General features: G+C 36.4%; 20 protein-coding genes. 10 read left to right on the plus strand and 10 right to left on the minus strand.

What is annotated here, in order from left to right; genetic code table 11:
• Window positions 1–12: 12 nt before the first annotated feature.
• A complete protein-coding gene (locus L1I30_RS13125; RefSeq protein ID WP_236134755.1) occupies window positions 13–1446 on the minus strand; it encodes an L-serine ammonia-lyase in 1434 nt (477 codons plus the stop codon).
• A 216-nt stretch (window positions 1447–1662) separates the two neighbouring features.
• Between L1I30_RS13125 and dnaK the strand changes: the two genes are divergently transcribed.
• Window positions 1663–3579 carry a molecular chaperone DnaK gene (dnaK, locus tag L1I30_RS13130; protein ID WP_236134756.1) on the plus strand — a complete coding sequence of 639 codons (1917 nt, stop codon included), beginning with the start codon at window positions 1663–1665 and terminating at the stop codon, window positions 3577–3579.
• A 173-nt stretch (window positions 3580–3752) separates the two neighbouring features.
• Here the strand turns inward: dnaK and L1I30_RS13135 are convergent, their stop codons facing one another.
• Window positions 3753–4394, minus strand: coding sequence for an alpha/beta hydrolase (locus L1I30_RS13135; protein ID WP_236134757.1), 642 nt, complete (start codon window positions 4392–4394; stop codon window positions 3753–3755).
• Between the two features lie 43 nt (window positions 4395–4437).
• On the opposite strand from L1I30_RS13135, the gene L1I30_RS13140 reads away from it, so the two are divergent.
• From L1I30_RS13140 to L1I30_RS13160, 5 genes are all read left to right on the plus strand, one after another.
• Window positions 4438–4857 carry a PaaI family thioesterase gene (locus L1I30_RS13140; protein WP_236134758.1) on the plus strand — a complete coding sequence of 140 codons (420 nt, stop codon included), beginning with the start codon at window positions 4438–4440 and terminating at the stop codon, window positions 4855–4857.
• The gene (locus L1I30_RS13145) at window positions 4858–6027 is read left to right on the plus strand and encodes a chorismate-binding protein (RefSeq protein WP_236134759.1); all 1170 of its coding nucleotides are present in this window, start codon (window positions 4858–4860) and stop codon (window positions 6025–6027) included.
• 50 nt (window positions 6028–6077) lie between these two features.
• On the plus strand, window positions 6078–7811 hold the full coding sequence (gene menD, locus L1I30_RS13150) for a 2-succinyl-5-enolpyruvyl-6-hydroxy-3-cyclohexene-1-carboxylic-acid synthase (protein WP_236134760.1): 1734 nt from the start codon (window positions 6078–6080) through the stop codon (window positions 7809–7811).
• A gap of 69 nt (window positions 7812–7880) precedes the next feature.
• Window positions 7881–8222 (plus strand): DUF2853 family protein, encoded by a 342-nt coding sequence (locus tag L1I30_RS13155; RefSeq protein ID WP_236134761.1) that lies wholly within the window; start codon window positions 7881–7883, stop codon window positions 8220–8222.
• Window positions 8223–8331: 109 nt separating this feature from the next.
• Window positions 8332–9171 (plus strand): CvfB family protein, encoded by an 840-nt coding sequence (locus L1I30_RS13160; protein WP_236134762.1) that lies wholly within the window; start codon window positions 8332–8334, stop codon window positions 9169–9171.
• Here L1I30_RS13160 and L1I30_RS13165 read toward each other — a convergent pair.
• The gene (locus L1I30_RS13165; RefSeq protein ID WP_236134763.1) at window positions 9168–9650 is read right to left on the minus strand and encodes a hypothetical protein; all 483 of its coding nucleotides are present in this window, start codon (window positions 9648–9650) and stop codon (window positions 9168–9170) included. The genes L1I30_RS13160 and L1I30_RS13165 overlap by 4 nt on opposite strands.
• A 171-nt stretch (window positions 9651–9821) precedes the next feature.
• On the opposite strand from L1I30_RS13165, the gene L1I30_RS13170 reads away from it, so the two are divergent.
• Entirely contained in the window at window positions 9822–10229 is a 408-nt protein-coding gene (locus L1I30_RS13170; RefSeq protein WP_236134764.1) for a DUF2059 domain-containing protein, read from the plus strand.
• A gap of 139 nt (window positions 10230–10368) precedes the next feature.
• Window positions 10369–11208, plus strand: coding sequence for a 1,4-dihydroxy-2-naphthoyl-CoA synthase (locus L1I30_RS13175; protein ID WP_236134765.1), 840 nt, complete (start codon window positions 10369–10371; stop codon window positions 11206–11208).
• Between the two features lie 81 nt (window positions 11209–11289).
• On the opposite strand, the gene L1I30_RS13180 is transcribed toward L1I30_RS13175, so the two are convergent.
• The 4 genes from L1I30_RS13180 to uvrA all read right to left on the minus strand — a co-directional run bounded on the left by L1I30_RS13180 (window position 11290) and on the right by uvrA (window position 20363).
• Window positions 11290–13701 (minus strand): alpha-ketoacid dehydrogenase subunit alpha/beta, encoded by a 2412-nt coding sequence (locus L1I30_RS13180; protein ID WP_236134766.1) that lies wholly within the window; start codon window positions 13699–13701, stop codon window positions 11290–11292.
• Window positions 13702–13914: 213 nt separating this feature from the next.
• Window positions 13915–16731 carry a gluzincin family metallopeptidase gene (locus tag L1I30_RS13185; RefSeq protein ID WP_236134767.1) on the minus strand — a complete coding sequence of 939 codons (2817 nt, stop codon included), beginning with the start codon at window positions 16729–16731 and terminating at the stop codon, window positions 13915–13917.
• A gap of 85 nt (window positions 16732–16816) precedes the next feature.
• Window positions 16817–17506 carry an LOG family protein gene (locus tag L1I30_RS13190; RefSeq protein WP_236134768.1) on the minus strand — a complete coding sequence of 230 codons (690 nt, stop codon included), beginning with the start codon at window positions 17504–17506 and terminating at the stop codon, window positions 16817–16819.
• Window positions 17507–17528: 22 nt separating this feature from the next.
• On the minus strand, window positions 17529–20363 hold the full coding sequence (gene uvrA, locus L1I30_RS13195; protein WP_236134769.1) for an excinuclease ABC subunit UvrA: 2835 nt from the start codon (window positions 20361–20363) through the stop codon (window positions 17529–17531).
• A 490-nt stretch (window positions 20364–20853) separates the two neighbouring features.
• Between uvrA and L1I30_RS13200 the strand changes: the two genes are divergently transcribed.
• Entirely contained in the window at window positions 20854–21891 is a 1038-nt protein-coding gene (locus L1I30_RS13200) for a response regulator transcription factor (protein WP_236134770.1), read from the plus strand.
• Between the two features lie 321 nt (window positions 21892–22212).
• Here the strand turns inward: L1I30_RS13200 and ggt are convergent, their stop codons facing one another.
• Complete coding sequence (gene ggt, locus L1I30_RS13205) at window positions 22213–23919, minus strand: gamma-glutamyltransferase (RefSeq protein WP_236134771.1); 1707 nt, start codon at window positions 23917–23919, stop codon at window positions 22213–22215.
• Window positions 23920–23931: 12 nt separating this feature from the next.
• Window positions 23932–24516 carry an acyl carrier protein phosphodiesterase gene (locus L1I30_RS13210; RefSeq protein ID WP_236134772.1) on the minus strand — a complete coding sequence of 195 codons (585 nt, stop codon included), beginning with the start codon at window positions 24514–24516 and terminating at the stop codon, window positions 23932–23934.
• A 143-nt stretch (window positions 24517–24659) separates the two neighbouring features.
• Between L1I30_RS13210 and glmM the strand changes: the two genes are divergently transcribed.
• The gene (gene glmM, locus L1I30_RS13215) at window positions 24660–26048 is read left to right on the plus strand and encodes a phosphoglucosamine mutase (protein WP_236134773.1); all 1389 of its coding nucleotides are present in this window, start codon (window positions 24660–24662) and stop codon (window positions 26046–26048) included.
• Here glmM and L1I30_RS13220 read toward each other — a convergent pair.
• Entirely contained in the window at window positions 26045–26959 is a 915-nt protein-coding gene (locus tag L1I30_RS13220; protein ID WP_236134774.1) for a lysophospholipid acyltransferase family protein, read from the minus strand. The genes glmM and L1I30_RS13220 overlap by 4 nt on opposite strands.
• Between the last annotated feature and the right edge of the window lie 33 nt (window positions 26960–26992).

Genomic DNA, 26992 nt, shown 5'->3' on the forward strand with positions numbered 1-26992 from the left:
TTTAATTAAGATTTAGCAATCGCTTAAGCTCACTTTTACTGCTAATCCTCCTTCTGAGGTTTCCTTATATTTAGAATTCATATCCCGTGCTGTTTCCCACATAGTCTCAATTACTTTATCTAGTGGCACTTTTGCTTTTGTAGCATCGCTTTCTATAGCAATTTCAGCAGCATTTATGGCTTTTATAGCTCCCATAGCATTTCTTTCTATGCATGGTATTTGCACCAATCCGGCAATAGGATCACATGTTAGCCCAAGATGGTGTTCCATTGCAATCTCACTGGCCATGAGTACTTGTTCTGGGGTTCCTCCCATCACTTCTGTTAATGCTCCGGCAGCCATAGCAGAGGAGACTCCAATTTCAGCCTGACATCCCCCCATTGCAGCTGAGATAGTAGCACCTTTTTTGAAGAGACTTCCAATTTCTCCTGCCACCAGCATGAAACGTTTTACATCTTCAAAGGTAGCATCATGATTTTCTATAACCATATAATACATGAGTACAGCTGGGACAGTACCTGCGCTTCCATTGGTTGGGGCGGTAACAACTCGACCCAAAGAAGCATTCACTTCGTTTACACTAATAGCAAAGCAGCTAACCCATTTCAGAATTTGTCTGAACTTTACTTCTGTCTTTCTTATAGTTTCAAGCCATTCCTGAGGAGAATTATAGGTATTCTCACCGATTAATCGCTTATGCATGTCAAAAGCTCTTCTGTGTACATTTAAACCACCCGGCAAGGTACCTTCAGTATGGCATCCGGTATACATAGATTCTAACATCACTTGCCAGACATGTTTTAACCCGGTATCAATTTCCTGGTCAGTTCTCAACGAGCGCTCATTTGCAAGTACGATCTCTGAGATCATTTTTCCTTCTTTATGACAATATGTAAGTAGCTCTGTAGCTTTTTCAATAGGAAAAGGAAATTCCTGAAAGTTCTTTATTTTTTTCGAAGCATTCTTTCTTTCTTCTTTCACTACAAAACCACCACCTATTGAATAAAAGGAAGAGGAAGATTTTTTGCCATTTCGCAAAGTTGCACGAAAGGTGATACCATTCGGATGAAAAGGAAGAAACTTCTTATTAAATTTTATATCCGTTTCAGGATCAAAATGAATGGCGTTCTCGCCATCTAAAAGGATGGATTTTGTGGCACGAATATTAAATATTTCAGGATCTATTTTTTCAATCTCCATCAATACAGGATCGAAGCCACATAAGCCAAGCATTACGGCTATATCTGTTGCATGTCCTTTTCCGGTAAGGGAAAGTGAGCCATAAAGATCAATATGAATGCGTTCTACTTCATTGAATAGCTGTTTTTGTTGTAATTCTGCAATCCATCGTTGGGCAGCTCTCCAGGGACCTAAAGTATGGGAACTGGAAGGACCAACACCTACTTTAAGCATATCAAAAACACTGATACATTCTATTTCTCGCATTCTTTCATTCAATTTGATAGGCAAAAATAAGGATTTGTTATTTCAAGCCTATATATTTTCAAGCTTTGTTGCAAAGAATTAAATCCTAATGAAAAAAGAAGAATAAATACCGTTGAAAACTATTATGACAACCTGTCATAATGTGTTGGCTGGCATAATGATTGACTATTTGAGGATGTTAAACAAGAACAATAATATAAATTAACGTATAAAGTTATGAGCAAAATAATTGGAATTGACTTAGGTACTACCAACTCATGCGTTGCCGTAATGGAAGGTAACGAGCCAACGGTAATTCCTAATGCCGAAGGTAAAAGAACTACGCCATCTGTAATCGCATTTGTAGAAGGTGGTGAAATCAAGGTAGGTGACCCGGCTAAAAGACAAGCGGTAACTAACCCAACAAAAACCATTTCTTCTATTAAGCGTTTTATGGGGAATAAATATTCTGAATCTACTAAAGAAGCAGGAAGAGTTCCTTATACAGTTAAAAAAGGAGATAATGATACAGCACGAGTTGAAGTAGACGGAAGATTATATACTCCACAAGAATTATCTGCAATGATCTTGCAGAAAATGAAGAAAACAGCTGAGGATTATTTAGGACATGATGTAAATGAAGCAGTAATTACTGTTCCTGCATATTTTAATGACTCTCAACGACAAGCTACTAAAGAAGCCGGTGAAATTGCAGGTTTAAAAGTTAGCAGAATTATCAACGAGCCTACTGCAGCAGCATTGGCTTACGGGATGGATAAAAAATCTACCGACCAAAAGATTGCGGTTTATGACCTTGGTGGTGGTACCTTTGATATCTCTATCCTTGAATTAGGAGATGGTGTTTTTGAAGTACTTTCTACAAATGGGGATACTCACCTTGGTGGGGATGATTTCGATGAGGTAATTATCGATTTCCTTGCAGATACTTTCCAAAAAGCTGAAGACATCGATCTAAGAAAAGATCCTATGGCTTTGCAACGTTTGAAAGAAGCAGCTGAAAAAGCGAAGATTGAATTATCTTCTTCTTCTCAAACAGAAATCAACTTGCCATATGTTACAGCAACTGCAAGCGGACCAAAACACTTGGTGGAAACTTTAACAAGATCTAAATTCGAGCAGTTGGCAGACGAACTTGTAAAACGTTCTATGGCTCCTGTGAAAAAAGCTTTAGAAGATGCAGGTCTTTCTAAAAGTGATATAGATGAAGTAATCTTAGTAGGTGGTTCTACACGTATTCCTAAAATTCAGGAAGAAGTAGAAGCATTCTTTGGTAAGAAGCCTTCAAAAGGAGTGAACCCAGATGAGGTAGTTGCAATTGGAGCTGCTATTCAAGGGGGAGTTCTAACCGGAGATGTTAAAGATGTATTATTACTTGATGTTACTCCACTTTCTTTAGGTATTGAAACTATGGGAGGAGTATTAACAAAGTTAATCGAGTCTAACACTACTATTCCAACTAAGAAATCTCAGGTGTTCTCTACTGCAGCAGATAACCAACCATCGGTTGAGATCCATGTATTGCAAGGAGAGCGTCCAATGGCAACAGATAATAAGACCATAGGTAGATTCCATTTAGATGGTATTCCACCAGCACAAAGAGGAACACCTCAAATTGAAGTGACTTTTGATATTGATGCTAATGGTATTATTAAAGTAAGTGCTACTGATAAAGCAACCGGTAAATCTCAGGATATTAGAATTGAAGCTTCTTCAGGATTGACAGAAGAAGAAATTCAAAAAATGAAGCAGGAAGCTGAAGCGAATGCTGAAACTGATAAAAAAGCGAAAGAGAAAGTAGAAAAGCTTAACGAAGCTGATGCTATGATCTTCCAAACTGAGAAGCAATTGAAAGAATTTGGTGAAAAATTATCTGATGATAAGAAAAAACCAATTGAAGATGCTTTAGAGGAATTGAAGAAAGCTTACGAAACTAAAGAGATCGACACAATTCAACCTGCTTTAGATAAAATCAACGAAGCATGGAAAGTTGCTTCTGAAGAGATGTATAAAGCGCAAGCAGAAGCTCAAGGTGGAGCAGCGGGAGCACAACCAGGTGCTAACGGTGAGCCCGGAGCTGGAGATGCTTCTCAAGGAGACGACGTTGAAGACGTAGATTTTGAAGAAGTGAAGTAAGAAAAAAGTTAGTTTTTTCTAATTACATAGATTACATATAATGAAAAGGCACAACTTAGGTTGTGCCTTTTTTTATATATCAAATGGTGAAAAGATTTAATAGCATCTATAATTAGAAGCTAACAAAGCTGAAATTACGCTAATTTTTAATCGGCATAAGTTATCTTATATCTCTATTTTAGAAGTTGCCCAATTAAAGATTTATTCACTTCATGCCCACCTTCAAAAGGAATAATTTGTAGATTTTCAGGAAACAGCTTATGTAGTCTGATTTCCTCCACTTTGATAAGCCCATCTTTCAAATATTCGTCTTTCGTGCCGTAAATAAAAGTAAAAAGGGTAGCCTTCAAAAATTCAAAGTCCTCGGGTAGTAATTCGGAGGGAATCCTGCCGGAATGTAATATAAGTTGGGAGCATTCAATTTTGTTTCTTGCTACCCATCTGGCGGCAACGCTTACTCCCTGAGAATACCCAAATATAATTAGGTTAGGAGCATCTTGTAGCTGTTCTTCCTCATAAACCTGTTCCAAATAATTAAGTACATTATCAATTTCAGCTTCTGTGTTTTCTTTAGTTAGCCAGGAAGCGCCAACATGTGTGTATTTTCCATTTAAATAGTATTTCGATTGTGCTTGTGGTGCAATAATGTAATTCTCATCTGGATCCAGTTCATTAAAATACTTCAGGAAATACCTACTTAGATACCCAATACCGTGGCACACTATCCAAACATTCTTGGTTTTTGATGTAAAATCATTTAAGGTGCTATAAGTGTTCGATATTTTATAAGATACCTTTTTTTCTTTAGGGCTCATCGTTATGGGTTTTGTATTTTTACAAAGTAAACAATCTTATAGAATGGATAAGGAACTAATTCTGGCAAAATGCAGAGAAATGTGTAAAAGCACATTAATGGAAACTTTGGATATTGAATTTATAGATGTTTCCGAAAATTATTTAGTGGCTAAAATGCCTGTCACGCCCAGAGTGCATCAGCCCGATGGAGTTCTACATGGAGGAGCTACTGTTGCGCTAGCCGAAAGTGTGGGGAGTGCGGCCTCTTATATTTTTTTGAATACTTCTGAATTTTATATAAGAGGAATAGAGATCTCAGCCAATCATTTAAAAAGCATTAAAGAAGGCGACGTTTTTGCAAAAGCTACTTTTATTCATAAGGGCAGAACTACCCAGCTTTGGGAGATAAGAATCACCGATATTGAGGATAATTTAATTTCTCTTGTTAAACTTACCACTATAGCGCTTCCCAAAACCAAGTAAATGATTATTTCTGACGATTTTTTTGATCAACTACATATTCAGTTGCAAAAGGGATTACCTTTTGTAGCATATCGTAAACCGGAATCTAAGCCCTCAAGACATCAGGCGGAACCTCGGGTTAAAGCATTTTTGCAAAGTGATTCTCAATTATATCAGGTTGATGATTATACCGAAAGCGGATTTGTCTTTGCTCCATTCGATCAAGAAGAGTCAGCCATTTTAATTCCTTTAGAGAAATCCACTTGTATAGAAACTGTTTTAAATAGTTCTTCAGAAAACAGCGATAGTTCTAAAGATATAGCAGTTGAAGCTGAAGCGGCAAAGAATTCTCATATTGAATTAGTAGAAAAAGGCATTGCCACCATTCGCTCCGGAAAACTTCAAAAAGTAGTGTTGTCACGCCAGGAAATTTTTGATTTTGCTGACTCTTTAGAAGATGCAGTTAAGTTGTTCCATAAATTATTAGCTACTTATAGTTCAGCCTTTGTGTATATCTGGTTTCATCCTGAAATAGGCTTATGGCTGGGCGCTACCCCAGAAGCGTTGTTGGAGGTTGAAAGGTCACGATTCAAGACCATGGCACTGGCGGGGACTCAAAAATATCAGGGAACGGAAGATGTAACTTGGGGGGAGAAAGAAAAGGTAGAACAGCAACTTGTTACCGATTCTGTTTTAAATGATTTGGAGCAACTTCAAAGCATGGATAAAATAGAACATTCTGAACCTTATACTACTAGAGCAGGTAGTTTGCTTCATCTAAGAACAGATATTCAAGGTGTTTTAAAAGTGAATGTAGAAAATGCCTTAAAGAAGCTGATCTTTACCTTGCATCCAACTCCAGCCATATGCGGACTTCCGAAAGAGGCTGCTAAAGACTTTATTTTAAAAAATGAAGCTTATCACAGATCTTATTATTCCGGGTTTCTGGGGGAATTGAATGTTCCTGTAACTCACCACCGTAGTAGCAACAGAAATAATAGGGAAAATCAGGCATATGCTAGCATAGTTAAGACCACCCGATTATTTGTAAACTTACGTTGTATGCAGCTAGTTGGAAATAAAGCTGTTTTATATATTGGGGGAGGGATTACAAAGGATTCAAATGCAGAGAAGGAGTGGGAGGAAACTCAAAATAAAGCTCAGACCATGAAAGCAGTTCTTGTTAAATAAGCTTAAATCCCATTACATAATTTCTTTTGAAATTGTAATTTTGAAGGTGTATGAAATATTCTAAAATTCCTGTTGCCCAGTCTATTGTAGAACTTTGCGTAGCAAAAAATATAAAACAGGTGGTAATTTCCCCCGGTTCGAGAAATGCACCTTTAACCATTGGGTTCACTCATCATCCTAAAATAACTGCATATAGTATTGTAGATGAGCGTAGTGCCGCTTTCTTTGCGTTGGGTATTGCCCAACAATTACAACAGCCTGTGGCTTTGGTATGTTCATCAGGCTCGGCATTATTAAATTATTATCCGGCTATTGCTGAAGCTTTTTACAGCGACATACCTTTGGTAGTTATCTCTGCAGACAGGCCGATAGAGCGAATTGATATTGGTGACGGACAAACCATTCGTCAAAAGAATGTCTTTGAGAACCACATTTTATACTCAGCTAATCTGTATTCGGAAGTGGTGCTGGAAAAAGCTGTTACCGATAAAAAGCTCCAGCAAAAACAATTTGAAGCTCAAAAGCACAATGAACGAGAGATCAATCTTGGCTTAAATAAGTCTTTAGAAGAAATGGGACCTGTACATATTAATGTTCCTTTTTATGAACCATTATATGAAATGACGGAGGAACTTTCTGTGAAGCCATTGCAGATACTTCCCGAAATAAAAAATAGAATTTATACTGGGGAAGAACTTTCTCCATTTGCGCATCTATGGAATAATGCAAAACAAAAAATGGTGATCGTGGGTGTGGCACAACCAAACTCTATAGAACAGCAATTCATAGAGCTTTTGGCGAAAGACGAATCGGTGATTGTACTTACTGAAACTACCTCGAATCTCCATCATCCTGAATTCTTTACTAGAATAGATACTTTAATAGGACCTATTGAAAAAGCTGAGAATTCAGTAGAACAATTTGAAGCATTACAGCCTGAGATCCTCCTTACGTTTGGAGGAATGATCGTATCAAAAAAAATAAAGGCTTTTTTAAGGAATTATCAGCCGCAACAACACTGGCATATAGATTCTAAAAAGGCTTACAACACCTTTTTTTGTTTAAACAAACATTTTGAAACTTCGGTAAATTCATTTTTTAAATCATTTTCACCCTTACTTCAAAATTGTAATAGTGAATACGGGCCATCCTGGAAAGAGGTTAAAAGATCGCGCCAAGCAAGACATGACGAATATGTTGCCGAAATTCCTTATTCCGATTTTAAGGCGATCCAGTATCTTGTGCCGGCAATACCTGAAAATTATAATATTCAGTTAGGTAATAGCTCGACTGTGCGATATGCCCAATTATTTAAATGGAAGAGTACTCAAAAAATGTACTGTAATAGAGGAACCAGCGGTATCGATGGGAGTGTTTCTACGGCTGTAGGTAATGCGGTGATATCAGAAGATCCCACGATTTTAATATGTGGTGATCTAAGTTTCTTGTATGATAGTAATGGCTTATGGAATAACTATATTCCTTCTACTTTCAGAATAATCGTTATAAATAATTCGGGAGGTGGAATTTTCAGGATCTTACCAGGAAATAAGAATTCAGAGAATTTTGACACTTATTTTGAAACTATCCATGATCACAATGCCAAGGCTCTTTGCGAGATGTATAAAATAAGTTATTCTTCTGCTAGTAATTCAGAAGAAATCAAGAGCCAATTAAATGATTTTTTCTCGTCTTCTAACCAGCCAAAACTTTTAGAAATTTTCACACCTCGTAAACTCAATGATGAAATCTTATTGGAATACTTCAATTTTATGAAATCTTAGAATTACTTGTTGCGTTTTTTGTTAAAAAAACCGTAAATTAATCCCAACAAAAACTTAAAAAACAAAGTGATGAGTAAAACTGATGAAAAGGTTGAAAAGTACCTTAAAGACTTAAAGGATAAAGTTGGAGTAAGTGCCGATGTAGAGCTGTTGAGAAAAGTTACTAAAGCGTGTGGGCCAAGCATTTTTAATAAAGATGCTGAAACTGTTTCAGGTTCTAGTGAGAGTGAATTACTTACAGTTAGAAATAACTTCCTAATTAAAAAACTTGGTCTTGCTGATAATGCTAAACTTGATGAAGGCTTGAATTCAGTTATGGAAAAATATGGAAAATCTAATAGAAGTAAATACCGCGCAGTAGTATATTACTTGCTTACAAAGCATTTTAAGAAAGAAAGTGTATTTGCATAAATATAAATTCACATTTATAAAAGCCGTTTTCTAAACTAATTAGAAAACGGTTTTTTGTTGTTTCACAAACCCGTTTATATAAAGTATCTTTGCATTTTAAATTTGATATATGCTTAATCTTGGTGAATACCACACGTTAATAATTGATCGCGATACCGAACCCGGTTTGTTTCTAAGAAATGAAGAAGGAGATGAGGTATTGTTACCTAATAAATATGTTCCGGCTAATTTTCAATTGGAAGATGAGATCGAGGTTTTTATCTATTTAGATCATTCCGAGCGTCCTGTGGCCACCACTTTAAAGCCATATGTGAAATTAGATGAGTTCGCTTATTTAAAATGTGTGGAAGTATCAGAATATGGAGCATTTTTAGATTGGGGCTTAGAAAAGCATTTGTTCGTTCCTTTTAAGGAGATGGCAACTAAAATGCGTAAGAATAGCTGGTACCTTATTTTTTGTTATTTAGATGAAGCTACAAACAGGCTGGTAGGTTCAAGTAAAACCAATGCATTTTTAGATAATACAGAATTAACGGTTGCGCCTTTTGAAGAGGTAGACCTAATTGTTGCGAATCCTACCGATCTTGGTGTGAATGTAATTGTTAATGAGCTACATCAGGGATTAATTTTTAAGGATGATATTTTTCAAGATATGCAGCCCGGTGATCGACTTAAGGGTTGGATCAAGAAAACGAGACCTGATGGAAAGTTGGATATCACTTTACAGCGTCCCGGGTATAGAAGTATAGAGCCTAACGCCCAGGATATTTTAAATGAAATTTCCCTTAAAGGTGGTTGTTTGAAACTAACTGATAAATCTTCGCCTGAAGAAATTCAAAGGGTTTTACAAATGAGTAAGAAAAGTTTCAAGAAAGCTGTTGGAACCTTATATAAGCAGCGATTAATTGAAATTAAAGAAGACGGAATCTACTTACAGAAAGAGAATTAATAATACCGTCTATAAAATGGTGAATATCGGGTTAAATAACTCGAACCCGTACTCTCCGAAGCATCGCGATATACCGTATTTCTTGTTCCGCTAGAAGGGAGTTGTGGACTAAATGACTGATTAAAGAAATGTGGTTTAGCACTCCAGTTATCATTGCTACCAGTAATTGAAAAGGATTTTTTCTCTTCTATAACCATAACAGGGGGAGCTAATTCTACGGTTCTGGATTTCATTCTTTCATCTTGCTCCATCATTTCGGTAATGTTGATTTCACGCAACTTATTATCGGTATCAAAGTTAACTTCTCGAATTCTGAATTTACCTGTAACTGGAATTTCAGGGCTTAAATTAGAAAGTGAAGGAGTTATGTCTAAGCGTTTAATGATAAAATCGGGAGATGAAGTTCTTGTAACAGGAAATTCCTGAGCAACCATTAAACAAGAGAAAAGAAAAAAAAGAAAAAAAAGTCCGGTTTTCATTATCATCAATTTGCTCAAATATATCAAGAATTTTGCAATTTGCATCAATATCAAAAAGGTATCCCCGAAAAATCTAAACGACCATCATATTACAGGTAATTATTTCAATTAAAAATGTTTTTTTCTGAAAATAGTTCTATTTTAGATTTAAACAATCATCAAAAAATTAATATGAAAAAAGTAATTTTTGCCGCTGCCTTTTTATTTATTGGATTCACCGGATTCTCTCAGGAAGCTTCTTCAGCTTATAAAGCTAAAACCATAGAGTTAATTGAACTTAATTCTGGTCCTCAATTTGATGTTATGATCAAACCTATAGTAAATATGGTGCCAGAAGGAAATAGAGAGGCTTTTAAAGCAGAGGTTAAATCTAGCATGGGCGATCTATATGAACAACTTGCAGCCGTATATATGGAAAGTTATACAGAGGAAGATGTAGATGCAATACTGGCATTTTACAACACTCCGGTAGGGAAGAAAATGATCTCTGAGATTCCAACAATTTCTGAAAAATCTATGGCAATTGGACAAGCCTGGGGAATGAAATTACAACCTCTTATGGCCAAATACGCTCAATAGATAAAAATAGAATTCTACTAGATTACAATAAAAGGCCTGAGTAAATATATGCTCGGGCCTTTTTGATGTATGTTTTTAGAGAGTAGAATACATTTGTGTAACGTGATTTTAAACAATATTTTTACGTAAAATAAAGCATATGAGTAAAATTGAATGGAAGACCGCAAAGGAATACGAAGATATTACCTATAAAAAAGCAAACGGTGTTGCCAGAATAGCCTTTAATAGGCCAGATGTTAGAAACGCATTTCGACCCAAAACCACCAGTGAATTATATGATGCATTTTATGATGCTCAGGAAGATACATCTATTGGAGTTGTTCTATTATCGGCAGAAGGACCTTCTTCTAAGGATGGAGTTTATTCTTTTTGTAGTGGTGGCGACCAAAAGGCGAGAGGCCATCAGGGTTATGTAGGAGATGATGGAATGCACCGATTAAATATTCTTGAAGTGCAACGTCTTATTCGATTTATGCCTAAAGTTGTAATTGCTGTAGTTCCTGGATGGGCAGTAGGAGGAGGGCATAGTCTTCATGTAGTTTGTGATATGACATTAGCCAGTAAAGAGCATGCTATTTTCAAACAAACTGATGCCGATGTGACCAGTTTTGATGGAGGATATGGCTCGGCATATTTAGCAAAGATGGTTGGCCAGAAAAAAGCGAGAGAGATCTTTTTCTTAGGAAGGAATTATTCAGCTCAGGAGGCTTTTGAAATGGGAATGGTGAATGCGGTAGTGCCACATGCCGAACTGGAAGATACAGCTTATGAATGGGCTCAGGAAGTGTTAGGTAAATCTCCAATGTCTATTAGAATGCTGAAATTTGCAATGAATCTTACCGATGATGGAATGGTGGGACAACAGGTTTTTGCAGGTGAAGCTACTAGATTAGCGTATATGACTGAGGAAGCGCAAGAAGGAAGAAATGCTTTCTTAGAAAAACGCAAACCTAATTTTGAGAAAAAATGGATTCCATAGTCTGAATCTATTTTTAAGATAATAAATAAAGAAAGCCCGCATGTAATGAGGGCTTTCTTTATTTAATGTTCTATGAAAAATCTATTTAAAACTTGGAAACTTTGATGGATTTGATTCATTCATAATACTATAAATCTTTTCAAAGATATCTTCTGTTGAAGGTTTAGAGAAATAATCTCCGTCAGTTCCGTAAGCAGGTCGGTGTGCCTTGGCGGTTAACGTCTGAGGTTTGCTATCAAGATATACATATGCATTCTGTTCCTCTACTATTTGTTGTAAGATATAGGCTGAGGCACCTCCCGGTACATCTTCATCTATCACTAACAGTCTATTTGTTTTAGCAACGCTTTTTACAATATCATGGTTAATATCGAAAGGTAGTAAAGATTGTACATCAATCACTTCGGCACTTATTCCCACTTCCTGTAACTCATCTGCCGCTTCTTCTACCAATCGTAAGGTAGAACCATAAGACACCAAGGTAATATCTGTTCCTTCTCTTAGGGTTTCAACAACCCCGATTTCGGTTTTAAATTCCCCAAGGTTATTAGGTAATTTTTCTTTCAATCTATATCCGTTAAGACATTCTACTACCAACGCAGGCTCATCAGACTCTAATAATAAATTATAGAACCCTGCGGCTTTGGTCATATTTCTTGGTACTAAAATATGTATCCCTCTAAGCAGATGTACTAAAGCACCCATTGGAGATCCGCTGTGCCAGATTCCTTCCAAACGGTGACCTCTTGTTCTAATTATAAGTGGAGCTTTTTGCTTTCCTTTTGAACGATATTGCAGGGTTGCAAGATCATCACTCATTATTTGAAGAGCATAAAGAACATAATCTAAATATTGTATTTCGGCTATTGGTCTCAACCCTCTCATTGCCATTCCCAGACCTTGTCCTAAGATAGTAGCTTCTCTAATTCCAACATCGGCTACTCTTAATTCACCATATTTTTGCTGAAGTCCTTCCAGCCCTTGATTTACATCGCCAATCTCTCCACTATCTTCACCAAATATCAAGGTTTCAGGACGTGTTTCAAAAATCTTATCGAAGTTATCTCTAAGAATAATTCTTGCATCTACCTCCGGGGCGTCATCAGCATAGGTAGGAGCAATTCCCTCTACTAATAAAGCGCTTTCTGAAGATTCACTATACAAGTGGCTGCTATACTCCGGTTGAGATTTATCTGTATAATCATTTATCCAATCAATTAGATTGGCTTTGGCAGCACTCTCATTACCAATGAGATAGCGAAGGGATTTTCTAGCGGCTACCAGAAGATCTTTCTTCAACGGATCTTTTAACTCAAGTAATTCTTTCTTGAATTTTAGAATGTTAGCTTTATTATTGCTATCGTTAGCTGCAGCTTCTAAGAGCGGAGAAAGTTCTTTTAATTTAGCTTTCATTGGGTTCGCATACGCTGCCCAAGCCTCTTTCTTACCGTCTCTTACTTGTTTTTTTATATCCTTGTCTAATTCATCTAACTCCTTAGAGGTAGCAAAATTGTTCTCGATGATCCACTCTCTGAATTTCACATTACAATCATGTGCTCTTTCCCAAGTAAGTCTGTCTTCATCTTTATAACGTTCATGCGAACCTGAGGTAGAGTGACCTTGAGGTTGCGTAAGTTCTTTAACATGTATAAGAACAGGGGAATGTGTTTTACGTGCTATTTTCGATGCTTTTTCGTAAGCTTCAACAAGTGCGACGTAATCCCAGCCATTCACGCGAATAATTTCGTAACCTTTGGTATCTTCATTTCTTTGAAATCCTTTTAAGATCTCCGAGATATTTTCTTTGGTAGTTTGGTGTTTTGCATGTACAGAAATTCCATATTCATCATCCCATACGCTCATTACCATGGGTACTTGCAATACTCCGGCTGCATTTATGGTTTCCCAAAAATGACCTTCACTCGTACTGGCATTTCCAATAGTTCCCCAGGCAATTTCATTTCCGTTATCAGAGAATTTTTCGGCATCAATGCCGTCGACATTTCTATATATTTTGGACGCCTGGGCTAAACCTAATAATCGTGGCATTTGCCCTGCAGTAGGGGAAATATCGGCACTGGAATTCTTTTGTTGCATTAAGTTCTTCCAGCTTCCATCTTCATTTAAACTATGGGTTGCAAAATGCCCTCCCATTTGTCTCCCGGCCGACATAGGTTCGTTTTCAATAGAGGTATCTGCATACAATCCTGCGAAGAACTGTTGAATATTCAAAGCTCCAATAGCCATCATGAAGGTTTGATCACGATAGTAACCCGACCTGAAGTCGCCATTCTTGAAAACCTTAGCCATTGCTAATTGTGGAATCTCTTTCCCGTCACCAAAAATTCCGAATTTAGCTTTTCCGGTAAGAACCTCTCTTCTTCCCAGTAAACTACATTCACGGCTGGTAACCGCTATCTTGTAGTCTTCTAAAACCTGAATTTTAAAATCGTCAAAAGAAATCGCTTTTTTAGATAATGTCTCGCTTTGCATGAAATTATTTTTGAATGTTACAAATATAGAGAAAACTAAGGTTAAATACAATTCAAAAATTAGCAGTATAAATTTTAATATTACTATTAAAAAGAGGTTTAATTAAAATATTATTAATAAATATTAAATATAGGAATATATATTGCGAATTATGCAAATACTTTTTACGAAGATATTATTTGATAAACAGGGATTTAATATATCTTAAGCTGCTTAATACCATTCTCTGGTAAATAGTTTAATTAGTGTATTAATATCTAGGGTTACTATGAATCTTATTTTCTGATCGTAATCTGGCTGGGCTATCTCCCAACCTAAATTAGAGTAGACCGGAAGATAAATTTCAAAATAATCGGCTACCATATTAACTCTTATTCCCGAGTCGAATACAATTTTAGCATCACTATGCTTGTTCTTCACCAAACCTGCATCACCATAGGCGAAGATCCATTTCCAAATATTCGTGCTTCCGTTAATGGTGGTCATCCACTGGTTTGCAAATGCCGGTTCTAACTTCGATTTAAAACCTCCTTCTGCCAGGATAATTTGCTGACTAAACAATCCGCTGTTCTGACTTCTACCGTAGTAATTATAATCAAAAAGGTAATCTGTAGGCCTGTCTAAAGCAAAGCTGAAATAGTCGTTATCTGTTTCATCATTATAAAGGAAGGTACCCGCGAAAAATCGAAGATTTAACTGACGGTTATTTCTGAAAAGCTTTCGATATTCCAGATTCACCGCAATTTTGCTGAAATTTTTTGCAAGTTGATAATCTATACCTCCAGAAAAATAATCTACCAAATTCGTATCTCGATATCGGTATCCCACGTTAAACACATTGTAGTCGGGTTGGTCTATTGGGTTTAAAGGATCGATATCTCTTCCTACGTTCACATTTCTTAGTAGCAAACTTTGGCGTTCATTATCTCGCAAATAAGAATTTCTAAAGTAGAAGCCCAGATAAGGAGTATATTTCTCATAAAAGAGGTTGTAACCGTATGAAAATCTGGTTCCGCTAATTCCATATCTAATGGCGAAGAGATTTTGATCTTCATAATAGTGAGTATTAGATAGAGATGCAGAACCTACAAGGGTTTTACTGGTAAACCCGAATTTAGGAGAGATCTTAAAATCGAAGTTTCTATTAAGGAAGGTTTTATTGTACAATTTAGGACCAATCGAAATACCATCATATAGGTTATACTCAAATTCGGGCATAAAGAATAGCTGATTGTACTTAGGGTCTTCTATATCTTGCAATAACCTGAATTGAATTGGTTTATTAAAAAGAGTAGTAACAGCTTTATAATTATTTCGCTGATTGATCTCCGGAATCTTGGCTTCATAATTTAAAGCTAAGCGCTCAATACTGTCTTTTGGGATACTAATCTTCTTAGTCTTAGTAATATCTAAAACCCAAGTCTTATAAACCACTTTACCATCATTAAGGCCATAAAGTGAAACCGGCATATTATTGTGTCGCTTATTTCTAATTGTTACTTCAAGCGAATCTTTATTTTTGTGAACTGAAGAAATGGTAAAGTCAATTTTCTCGTTGCTGCCTACGTAATCCTCAAAGAACCAATTGAGATCTTTGCTCGAATTCTTCTGAAGGATCTTTCTAAAATTATTGGCATTGGTTGGCTTCAGGACATTAGCCTGATAAAATTCGGAGATGGATTTTTTTACACTGTTATCACCTAAATAATCTTCTATATACTTAATTCCGGTTCCGGCCTTGTAAGCATTCGCTATGTTCTTATTGAATTTGACAAGAGAATCTTGCGCAGTAGTTAGTGGCTGGTCCATGTTCATTCTAGCCATATGCAGAAAAAGAAAGGGATACTGCTGGTTAAATTCCATATCGGCAGCATGAAACCATTTAATACCAAAGACATCGCTCAAATTTCCTAACAATTTCATTTTTGGATAGTAGGTATCTACATAATCCATCATTATGGAAATTTGAATAGCATCGTATAACCACTGTTCTTCTCTGGGGTTAATTAGTATGGTATTCTTTAGGTAATCGCCTGTAATAGTTTTCAATTGCTTGATATCATACTGAAATCCATCAGGAAAAGGTCTAATAAAATGAGGCAATTGATTTAAGCCATACACCGGATTATTCAAATAATCGTCTCGGGTGATCATGATTTTATCATGCGGGTAACTTCCCAATCTATTTTGAAGGAATTTAAGAATCCTGTCTAAAATGATTTCTTTCATTTTACTATTTAGTCCGTCATCTTCAATGTTTGTAATTATATCTGTTGAATTAACCAGATGAGATTCAAAAGGGATGATTTTATTAAGATATAATTGAGATGAAACCCTGTCTTTTCCAGAAAGATAGGTGGTTTTATAAGCTTCCTCGGTAGTTAATTTATCGATACTTAAGGCTGAAGCCACATGAAAATATGGTCTGGTAGACAATTTGATATTTACTGAAATAGGGGGAGTGTATTGATTACCAAGGTTCTTATCGCTGTAAATATGCCATTGCCCGTCGAAGACAGCAGGAGTGATATACCAGTATTTCAATTTATAGTTGCCATCATCGTCGTAGCCATATCTGGTAAATTTATCAGAAGGAATTTTAACGGTGTACAGGAAGTTGATGGTAATCTTTGCGCCAGGTGCAAGAGGTTTTTTTAATTCAACACGAACAATATCGGGGTTAGCTGCTGGTCTATCCCAAGAGTAGGCTTGGGCATTCTCATTATTTATGCTGTAAATTTTCGTGTATCCACGTTCGCTGGATTTGGCAAAATGAAAACGCCTTAGGTAATCTTCTGCAAATCTTTCGGCAAGGGGAGTAGTCTTATCTTTAAAGCTATTCGCCCAATCGTTAAAGTATATTTCAGAAAGGCTAACATCACCTGTATTTTGATATGTTATTTCCTGCTGGATATTAACTGTATGAAGCGAATCATTTAAAACGGCACTTATATTGGTATGGGATTGCCCAAAACAAAGCGAGCTTCCCAAATATCCCATAATAATGATAAAAACTAGTTTAACGTTCACTCTTGGGTACAGGTTATTGAATTAATAATTCGAGAAAAAGGAATATTAAATACTGAAAGAACTACACTTATAATTAGCCTAATTCTTAGAAATTAGGACTAAGATTATATTCATCATAGAATTGGTCTAATATTTCAATAACTTCATCTTCTGTGTCTACTAAATGAAGTAAATCCATATCTCCGGCACTAATGTTTTGAAAGCTATCCAGAAGTGTGCTCTTTACCCAATCAAACAATCCACCCCAGAAATCGGTTCCCACTAAGATAATTGGGAATTTATCGATTTTGTTGGTTTGTATAAGGGTGATCGCCTCAAAAAGTTCGTCTAAAGTTCCAAAACCTCCGGGCATCACTACAAAACCCTGTGAATATTTAACGAACATTACCTTTCTTACAAAGAAATAATCGAAGTCTACGCTCTTATTATTATCGATATAAGGATTGTCATGTTGCTCGAATGGCAGGTCGATGTTTAATCCAACTGAAGTTCCTCCTGCTAAGTGCGCTCCTTTATTACCTGCTTCCATAATTCCTGGTCCACCACCGGTTATTACTCCGTAGCCGTGATCTACAATTTTCTGCGCTATTTTCTCTGTAAGCTTATAATATTTTTGATCTGGTTTAGTTCTGGCCGATCCAAAAATAGAAACACATGGGCCTATTTGACTAAGTTTTTCATAGCCTTTTACAAATTCGCCCATTATTTTAAATATTGCCCAAGAATCATTTGTCTTTATCTCATTCCAGGCTTTGTTTCCTTGTTTTGCTCTCATTATATTATTTTCAAACTCTTAATTAATTCAATTCTTTCTTTAGAAATTTGGCGGTGTAGCTTTTCTTATGCTTAGCCACCTGTTCGGGGGTACCGCATACAATAACCTCTCCGCCGCCTTTTCCACCTTCATAACCTATATCGATTATATGGTCTGCCATTTTAATTACATCCAAATTATGCTCGATAATTAGAACTGTATTTCCCTTATTTGCCAATTTATTCAAGACGTCCATTAATACTCTAATATCTTCAAAATGAAGACCTGTGGTTGGTTCATCTAATATATAAAAAGTATTTCCGGTGTCTCTTTTTGATAATTCTGTGGCAAGTTTAATACGTTGTGCTTCGCCTCCGGAAAGGGTTGTGCTTTGCTGGCCCAAGGTAATATATCCAAGGCCAACATCCTTAATAGTTTTTACTTTTCTGTATATTTTTGGAATTAGCTCAAAAAATTCGGCTGCCTCATTAATGGTCATTTCCAAAACATCTGAGATAGATTTGCCTTTATAACGTATTTCCAGAGTCTCTCTGTTAAAACGTTTTCCTTGGCAGGTTTCGCATTCCACGTAAACATCTGGCAGGAAGTTCATTTCTATTACTCGTAATCCGCCACCTTTACAGGTTTCACATCTTCCACCTTTTACGTTAAAGCTAAATCTTCCAGGTTTGTATCCTCTTATTAAAGCTTCCGGAGTCTTAGCAAAAAGGGAACGTATTTCTGAAAACACACCAGAATAGGTTGCAGGATTGGATCTTGGAGTTCTACCAATAGGAGTTTGATTGATATCGATTACCTTATCAATATGTTCTAAACCTTTAATGCTCTTATAAGGTTTTGGTTCTTTTACCCCGTTGAAATAGTGAGCGTTCATAATAGGGTAAAGGGTCTCATTGATAAGAGTAGATTTACCACTTCCCGAAACTCCTGTTACAGCAATCATTTTCCCTAATGGAAATGTTACCGACACATCTTTAAGATTATTACCAGAAGCACCTTTTAGTATTATTTTCTTACCATTACCTTTTCGTCTTTTTTCAGGAACCTCAATTTCCATAGTTCCATTTAAATAAGAAGCGGTAATGGTTTTATGTTTTTTTATTTGAGCGGGTGTACCTTCACTTATAATTTCTCCTCCGTGTTTCCCGGCGAGCGGACCGATATCGATAACGTGGTCGGCGCGCTCTATCATATCCTTATCATGTTCCACCACAATAACCGAATTTCCCAGATCGCGTAATGCAATAAGAGAATTAATCAATTTTTCGTTATCACGCTGGTGAAGTCCTATACTAGGTTCATCCAAAATATAAAGAACTCCTACCAGTTGCGACCCAATTTGTGTGGCAAGTCGTATTCGTTGCGCTTCCCCACCGGAAAGAGATTTAGAACTTCTGTTAAGAGATAAATATGTTAAACCAACGTCTACTAAAAACTGTAGCCGCGTCCTTATTTCCTTTATAATCTCTGAAGCTATTAAGAGCTGTTTTTGAGATAGGTTTTCACTTAGAGTGGAGAACCAATCAGCCAGATCGGTAATATCTTTATTGGCAAGTTGAGCTATATTTTCACCGTTAACCCTGAAATATAAAGATTCTTTACGTAAACGCGCTCCCTCACAGGTAGGACACACCACTTCATCCATATATTCTTTAGCCCATCTTCTAAGAGATGTAGAATCGTTGTTGTTGAAGGTAGTTTCTATAAAAGTTGCCACTCCTTCAAAATCTATTTTGAAATCGCGGGTAATGCCTAGTGCTTTAGAAGGTTTAGAGAATTTTTCTTTTCCTCCGTGCAAGATCATATCTAAAGCTTCCTGAGGAATTTTCTCAACGGGATCACTTAATTTAAAATCAAAACGTTCAGCAATAAGTTCCAACTGAGAAAACACCCAGTTCTTTTTCTGAGGACCGTGAGGAATTATTGCTCCACTTTTTATGGATTTCGATCTATCCGGAATAAGCTTATCGTTATTCACCTGATAAAGAGTTCCAATGCCATTGCAAGTAGGACATGCACCTTTTGGAGAATTAAAAGAGAAATTATTGGGCTCAGGATTAGGGTATGAAACTCCGGAAGAAGGACACATAAGATTACGACTAAAATACCTTACCTCTCCGCTATCTTGTTCTAGTACCATTAAAACATCATCTCCATGATACATGGCAGTTTTAATGCTCTCTTCAAGACGTTTGTTATTCGCCTCAATATCTTCTTCTATCTTTAATCGGTCTACTACAATTTCTATATCGTGCATTTTGTAGCGATCCAACTTCATGCCTTTCACCAAATCTCTTACCTCACCGTCGGTTCGCACTTTTAAAAAGCCTTGTTTAGCAGTTTGCTCAAAAAGTTCTCTATAATGCCCTTTTCTAGACCGTACTATAGGAGCTAGAATATTAATTCTTTTCCCTTTAAAATTTTCAATAATAAGCTCTTTTATTTGCTCATCACTATAGCTTACCATTTTATCTCCAGTCTCATAGCTATAAGCATCGGCAGATCTTGCGTAGAGCAATCGTAAGAAATCATATATTTCGGTGATAGTACCAACCGTACTTCTGGGGTTCTTACTGGTTGTTTTCTGTTCTATAGCAATCACAGGGGAAAGCCCTTCAATTTTATCTACATCTGGCCGCTCTAAACCTCCTAAAAACTGACGCGCGTAGGCAGAGAAAGTTTCAATATATCGGCGTTGCCCCTCAGCATAAATAGTATCAAAAGCAAGCGAAGATTTCCCTGAACCGGAAAGTCCAGTAATTACAACTAATTTTTCACGAGGAATAGTTACATCTATGTTCTTTAAATTATGGACGCGAGCCCCTAATACCTCTATGTTTTCTTCTGATTTTGCCATATTTTTAATCAAGGTGGCAAAGGTACTTAAACTGTTGCTAACTAAAAAGTAAGGTGAAATTGCAGTGTGTTAATAATAGGATAAAGTTATATGGCTTTCATATAAAGTATCTTAAAAATGAGTGAAGTTAGAATGACGTTTTCCAAGATGAATAAAATAGAAAACGGGAGAATGTTTCTATTTTATGCATCTTTGAACACTTAATCTACTGAAAATGAGTGATTGTATTTGGAAAATGATCATTTATGTAAGGAAAATATTACCTGTTTTTTTTTGAGGTATGGGTATTTTCCCTTAATTTCAATGTTTAATATTCCCCATGAATATTAACAAGATCACTTCCCTTCAAATTCAAAGTGATATTTTTCCCCAATAGCATCGTATATTTTTAGTTTGTTTATCGCTATCCCTACATTTTTATTCTTCCCCGTGCCCTGCATTTTATTGGCCCCTTTACCTACATGTTTTAGTTGATTTAATATTAATATGCTTGTTTAATTTTAAGGTTAAAGGGATGAATCTAGATAAGAAACAATTATTAGTTATAAGTAAATGCTCAGATTTTATTGGTTTTCTTTCGGAAAGGCTGAGTTTAAAGTTTGATATTGCAATAGCACCTTCACTTCACACGGGATATATGAATGCAATGCACTTACTCCCCGATGTAATTCTAATTGATGAGATTTCTCTTGAAATAAAGGATCTTAAAAATTTATCCAATTTTAAATCTACACATTTCTTAAATAAAAGCTGGCTTATTATGTATACAACCGCTAGTAAGAAAGTACAGCAGGATTCTTTACTGAAGGTTGTGGATGAAGTTGTTTATTCTACTTCATCTGTTTCAAAATTATGCGCGAGGATTGTTGATCACGCTGGTACAGCCTTCTCCTTTTCCAATTATTGGAAAGAAGCGTTTTTAGGTTTGTTCAACCTATTGTCAAACCCTGTGGTGTTACTTGAAAAGGAGACAATTGTATCTATGAATGATGCTTTTAGAGAAACCTTTAAAATAAATAAACAGGAGGAAGGTAAGCTTATAGACTTTGTGAACTGTGAGAATAAGACGAAAGTAAAGGCCAGTTTGTTAAATTTTGCAAGAGGAAAACATATGAAAGCGGTGGCAAAGACCGCGTTTTGCCTAAAAGATGATAAAATTAGGAATGCAACCATTAGTTTATCTAAACTGGATAAAATGACGGACGGCCAATTTATTATGATGATTAATTTTAGTGATGATGAACATATATTAAAGGAGGAGATTGGTACTAATTCTACTTTAATGGAGAATTGTTTTAAAGAGAATAGCAAACTTGCAGAATTTCATTTCACCAGACGGGAAAAGGAAATTATTCAACTGCTTTGCAAGGGCTATAAGACCAAGGAGATTTCTGAAGCTTTATTTATTTCAACTAAAACTATAGAAAAGCACCGAGCAAATATTATTAAACGTACCCATTCCGAAACAATAATTGAAAGTATTATTTATGCCATAAATCATCAACTTGTCGATGTGAGTTATGCTTGATGTGTATTGAACTATAGTTAAATATACTTGAATTCCCCCATAGGTATAAAGCAATTATGAATATAAATTTACATAGGTGAAATTTCGAAACCAAGTTTTCGAAGTAAGCTCAAGCTTGAATAACTCTTTTAAAGTATAAATGAATTAAAAGGTTTAAAGTTAACTTACAGGGCATATTAACCGGGGGGATAATTGCCTTGCTGAGTTAGTTTTATTAATGATCTCTATTTAGTAAATATTTAGAGGTGTTAATAGAAGAGGCTGTCTAGAGCTTTTCTGGACAGCTTTTTCTTTTTTGCTGGCTATATCTAAATTCTGAACTTAGAAACCTATGGCTGTATCGTCCCCACGTTTATCGGCACCACCTTCTAGTTTTCCATTTGGCAGTTTTAAAATTGCATCTACCTTCCCAATTATTTGAGAATCTCTTTCATTTATATGATATCCCTTATCTTGAAGTTCATTTAGAATATGTGTACTAAAGGCATTAGGCTCGAACATGATTTCATCTGGCAGCCATTGATGATGAAATCTCGCAGCATTCACAGCTTCCTGCATACCCATATCAAATTCGGCTACATTTAATATGGTTTGTAGTACGGAGGTGATAATGGTAGAACCGCCGGGAGTTCCCACGGTCATCCAAAACTCTCCGTTCTTTTCAATTATTGTTGGAGTCATAGAGCTCAGCATCCGCTTTCCCGGTTCAATGGAATTAGCTTCAGCGCCAATTAATCCGAACATGTTCGGAACTCCTGGTTTAGAGCTAAAATCGTCCATTTCATTATTTAGAAAAAAACCTAATTCTTCTACATAGAGTTTAGAACCATAGGCGCCATTTAAGGTAGAGGTAACGGCAATAGCATTCCCAAACGAATCAACTATAGAATAATGTGTAGTTTCATTGCTCTCATATCCTGGAATTTGCCCATGCTTTAAAGTAGAAGAAGCAGTAGCCTTTTCAAAACTGAAATTTTCCATTCTATTTAAAAGATAGTCTTTACTGGTAAGAATATCGGTAGGAACGTCATAAAAATCGGGATCACCCAAATAGTAACTCCTATCAGCATAAGCCCGTCTTTCAGCCTCGGTAATTACCTGTATGGTCTTTAGCTGGTTATGCCCATATTCTTTAAGAGAATAATCTTCTATCATCTTCATAATTTGAGATAAGGCAACCCCACCGCTAGAGGGAGGTGCCATAGATATTACCTTTAGATTCTTATAATAAAATGTGACAGGATCTCTCCATACGGTTTGATATGCTTTAAGATCGTCTAAAGTGATAATTCCGTTATTGTCCTGAATAAATTTCACTAGCTTTTGCCCAGTCTCACCACCATAATACTCTTCTCGACCATTGGTAGCCAGTTTTTTTAAAGTATTTGCAAGCGCTATGTTCTTAACAGTGTCTCCAGCGCTAAATGTTTTTGCATACAAGATTTGAGATTTATTGACTTCATTGAAAGTAGAGCGATAATGATTATAGCTGGCTGCCTGTTTTTCAGTTACCACGTATCCGTTTCGGGCTAATGCAATTACCGGTGCCAAAATAGTTGCCATTGGAAGACTTCCAAATTTTTCGTGAGCAGAAAATATTCCCGCCACCGTGCCTGGAACTCCAATTGCTAAACCTCCAACCTGGCTCTTATCAGGCATAGTATCTCCCTCTTCATTCAGGTACATGTTTTTAGTGGCAGCAAGCGGTGCTTTTTCTCTGAAATCTAAACTTCCTGTCTCCCCATTCGCTTTCCTATAAACCATAAAACCACCTCCCCCTAAACTTCCTGCAAAAGGGTAAGTAACTGCCAGCGCCATTTCTGTGGCCACCATAGCATCAAAGGCATTCCCCCCCTGTTTCATTATATCGGCTGCTATTTTTGAAGCTTCTGCTCTTGCAGAAACTACCATGGCTTTTTCGGTAATAAGCCCTGTTTCTTTTTTGCTGGGAGGAGATGTTTTAGTATCAGGAGTCGTTTTACAGGAATAGGATAAAATAAGTAATGATAGAAATAAGATCTTTTTCATGGGTGGTGAAAATTATAATTGAGTAATTTTTTTATTAGTATAGGTTTCCAACTCTTCAAAGAACATAGTAAATTCTCTTTTGAAATCGGAATAATAAAGTTCCAGTTCGTGTACGGCAAGATGCATTTGCGACCTGTTCTTGGTTCGCTGATTCATTTGAAATAAAATCTTTTCAATTCCTTCAATAGTTTTATAGCTCAACAACCAATTTTTGTCAATCATAATGGGCAAGAATTGTTGCACTCTTTTTGGAAGATGCTGAAAGTTATCCTTTAATAATTGGTAGAAAGCAGATGTATATTGGGGTAAAGGGATTTTTGAATATTCATGCCAATTAGCCGCCAGAAAATGATCGTATAAAATATCGACAATTACAGTGCTATAATGACCGTAAATGGGAAATAGCCTGTGCACACTTTTTTTTACGGTGTCATGAGAATCGGTAAAACTATCTATGGATCGGTGTAGAATAATACCCTTTTGAATTTTTTCAGGGTAGTTGAGATATTTTTTCCCTTTTACAGAATCGGCTATAAAATTCCCAATCTTCAATTGTTCGTCTTCAGCCGAGAGATAAATGTGTGCTAGATAGTTCATCAGGACAAGTTAGTAATTTACTGCACTTTTTGTATAAATTATGTTAAGTTTTGGGGCGTAGCTATCGAGGCTTGTATATTTGCCAAGCCTAAATAGGGTAGAGCTCTAAATTAGGTTTGGAAAAAAATATAAAATATAACAATATGAGTTTAATAAAATCTATTTCAGGAATACGCGGTACTATAGGAGGGAAGCCGGCAGAGAATTTAACCCCCATTGATGCTGTTAAATTTGCGGCTGCTTATGGAACCTGGCTGAAAGATGAATATGGAGATCAAAAACTTAAAGTTGTTATAGGTCGAGATGCACGAATTTCAGGGGAAATGATTCAACAATTGGTGATGAACACTTTGGTTGGTCTTGGAATAGATGTAATAGATGTAGGTCTGTCTACAACCCCAACGGTAGAAATTGCAGTTCCCTTGGAAAAAGCAAATGGAGGTATCATTTTAACCGCCAGCCATAATCCTAAACAATGGAATGCTCTTAAATTATTGAATAAGAAAGGGGAATTTCTAAATGGTGCAGATGGTGTTAAGATCTTGGAGCATGCAGAAAATGAAAATTTTGATTTTGCTGATGTGGACGAGTTGGGCACGGTTACAGTCATAACCGATTATATAGACAGGCATATAGAGGAAGTGCTTAAGCTGAAATTGGTAGATGCCGATGCAGTAGCGAAGGCAAATTTCAAAGTAGTGGTAGATGCTGTTAACTCTACCGGAGGAATTGCCATTCCGGCACTTTTAAAAAGAATGGGGGTTGAGGTGGTAGAACTGTATTGTGAACCGAATGGTCATTTTCCGCATAATCCCGAGCCATTGAAAGAACATTTGGGAGATATATGTAAACTGGTAGTAGAAGAAAAAGCCGATCTTGGAGTGGTAGTAGATCCCGATGTAGACAGATTGGCAATTATTGATGAGAAAGGACAGATGTTTGGGGAAGAGTATACCTTGGTAGCCTGTGCCGATTATGTGTTAGGGAAGACTCCCGGAAGTACGGTAAGTAATCTCTCTTCCTCTCGAGCATTAAGAGACCTTACGAATGGTTATAAGCAAGAATATAAAGCAAGTGCTGTTGGGGAAGTAAATGTGGTAGAATTAATGAAAGCTTCTAATGCTGTAATAGGTGGAGAAGGAAATGGAGGAATTATCTATCCTGAAAGTCATTACGGGCGTGATAGTTTAGTGGGTGTAGCTTTATTTTTAACATATCTTGCCGAGAAGAAACAAACTGTTTCTGCAATAAAAGAGAGTTATCCGCAGTATTTTATGAGCAAGAATAAAATTGAATTAACCCCCGATCTTGATGTGGATGCTATTCTTGTAGCTGTTCAGGAAAATCATAAGAAAGAAGAAATATCTACTATCGATGGTGTTAAGATAGATTTCCCAGAGAATTGGGTGCATCTAAGAAAATCTAATACAGAGCCTATTATCAGAATTTATACCGAAGCTAAATCTCAACAGGAAGCAGAGGAGCTGGCTCAAAAAATGATTAAGGAAATCAAAGCCATAGTGGCTTCTTAAAAATTTTTAGAAATTATTGTAGCATCCGCTGGAAGTATAGCATCTTTATGCTTCCAGCGCTTATGTGTCCATAAATAGTATTCTGGATCTTTCTTTATTTGTGTTTCAAGCAAATCAAGATAGGTTCGGGTTATTTTAAATGTGGGTTCTTCCTTTGGGGAATCAGAGATAGGGAAGAAAGTTGCGCTATAGTATCCTCGTTTAATTTTTTCGACATGCAAATAAACCACAGCCATATCGAGGTTCTTTGCAAGTTTTTCAGAGCCGAAAAATACAGGCACATTAGCTCCCAGAAAATTACTCCAATACTTCGATCGACTTAATTTAGGAGATTGATCGGCTATCATGGCATAGACTCCTCGTTTGCCTTCACTTTCATTATGAGTGATAGTTAGTGTGGCTTTGGATGAAGAAATAAGCTCCCCATCAAATCGTCCCCGAATGTCCCTAGCCATCTTATCGAAATACTTATTCTTCACTTTTTTGTAGATGCCATAACCTTTATAATCCAGGCCATAAAGTTGCAAGGCATTTAACCATTCATAGCTGGCGTAGTGGCCACACATCAAAATAATGCTCTTATCCAGTTTTCTAATTCTTACAATCTCATCTAAATTAGTAAAAGTGAAACGCTCTTTTAATTGATCATTGCTAATAGAAAGACTTTTTACCATTTCTAAGAACATATCACACATATGCTGATAAAACTTCCTGCGTATGCTTTTAATTTCTTCAGAAGATTTTTCGGGGAAAACAAGAGTTAAGTTCTCGGTAACTGTTTTCTTCCGGTAACCTATAATACGATATACTATAAAATATACCACATCAGATATTTTGTAAAAAAGCCAAAAAGGGAGTTTTGAAATTAGCCACACAAGTGGATAAATCAACCAGAAAACTAATAGTTGCATCAACAAAAAATTTCAACAAATATATGGTATATT

Origin of the sequence: Gillisia lutea, from assembly GCF_021568705.1 — a bacterium.
GTDB lineage: Bacteria > Bacteroidota > Bacteroidia > Flavobacteriales > Flavobacteriaceae > Gillisia > Gillisia lutea.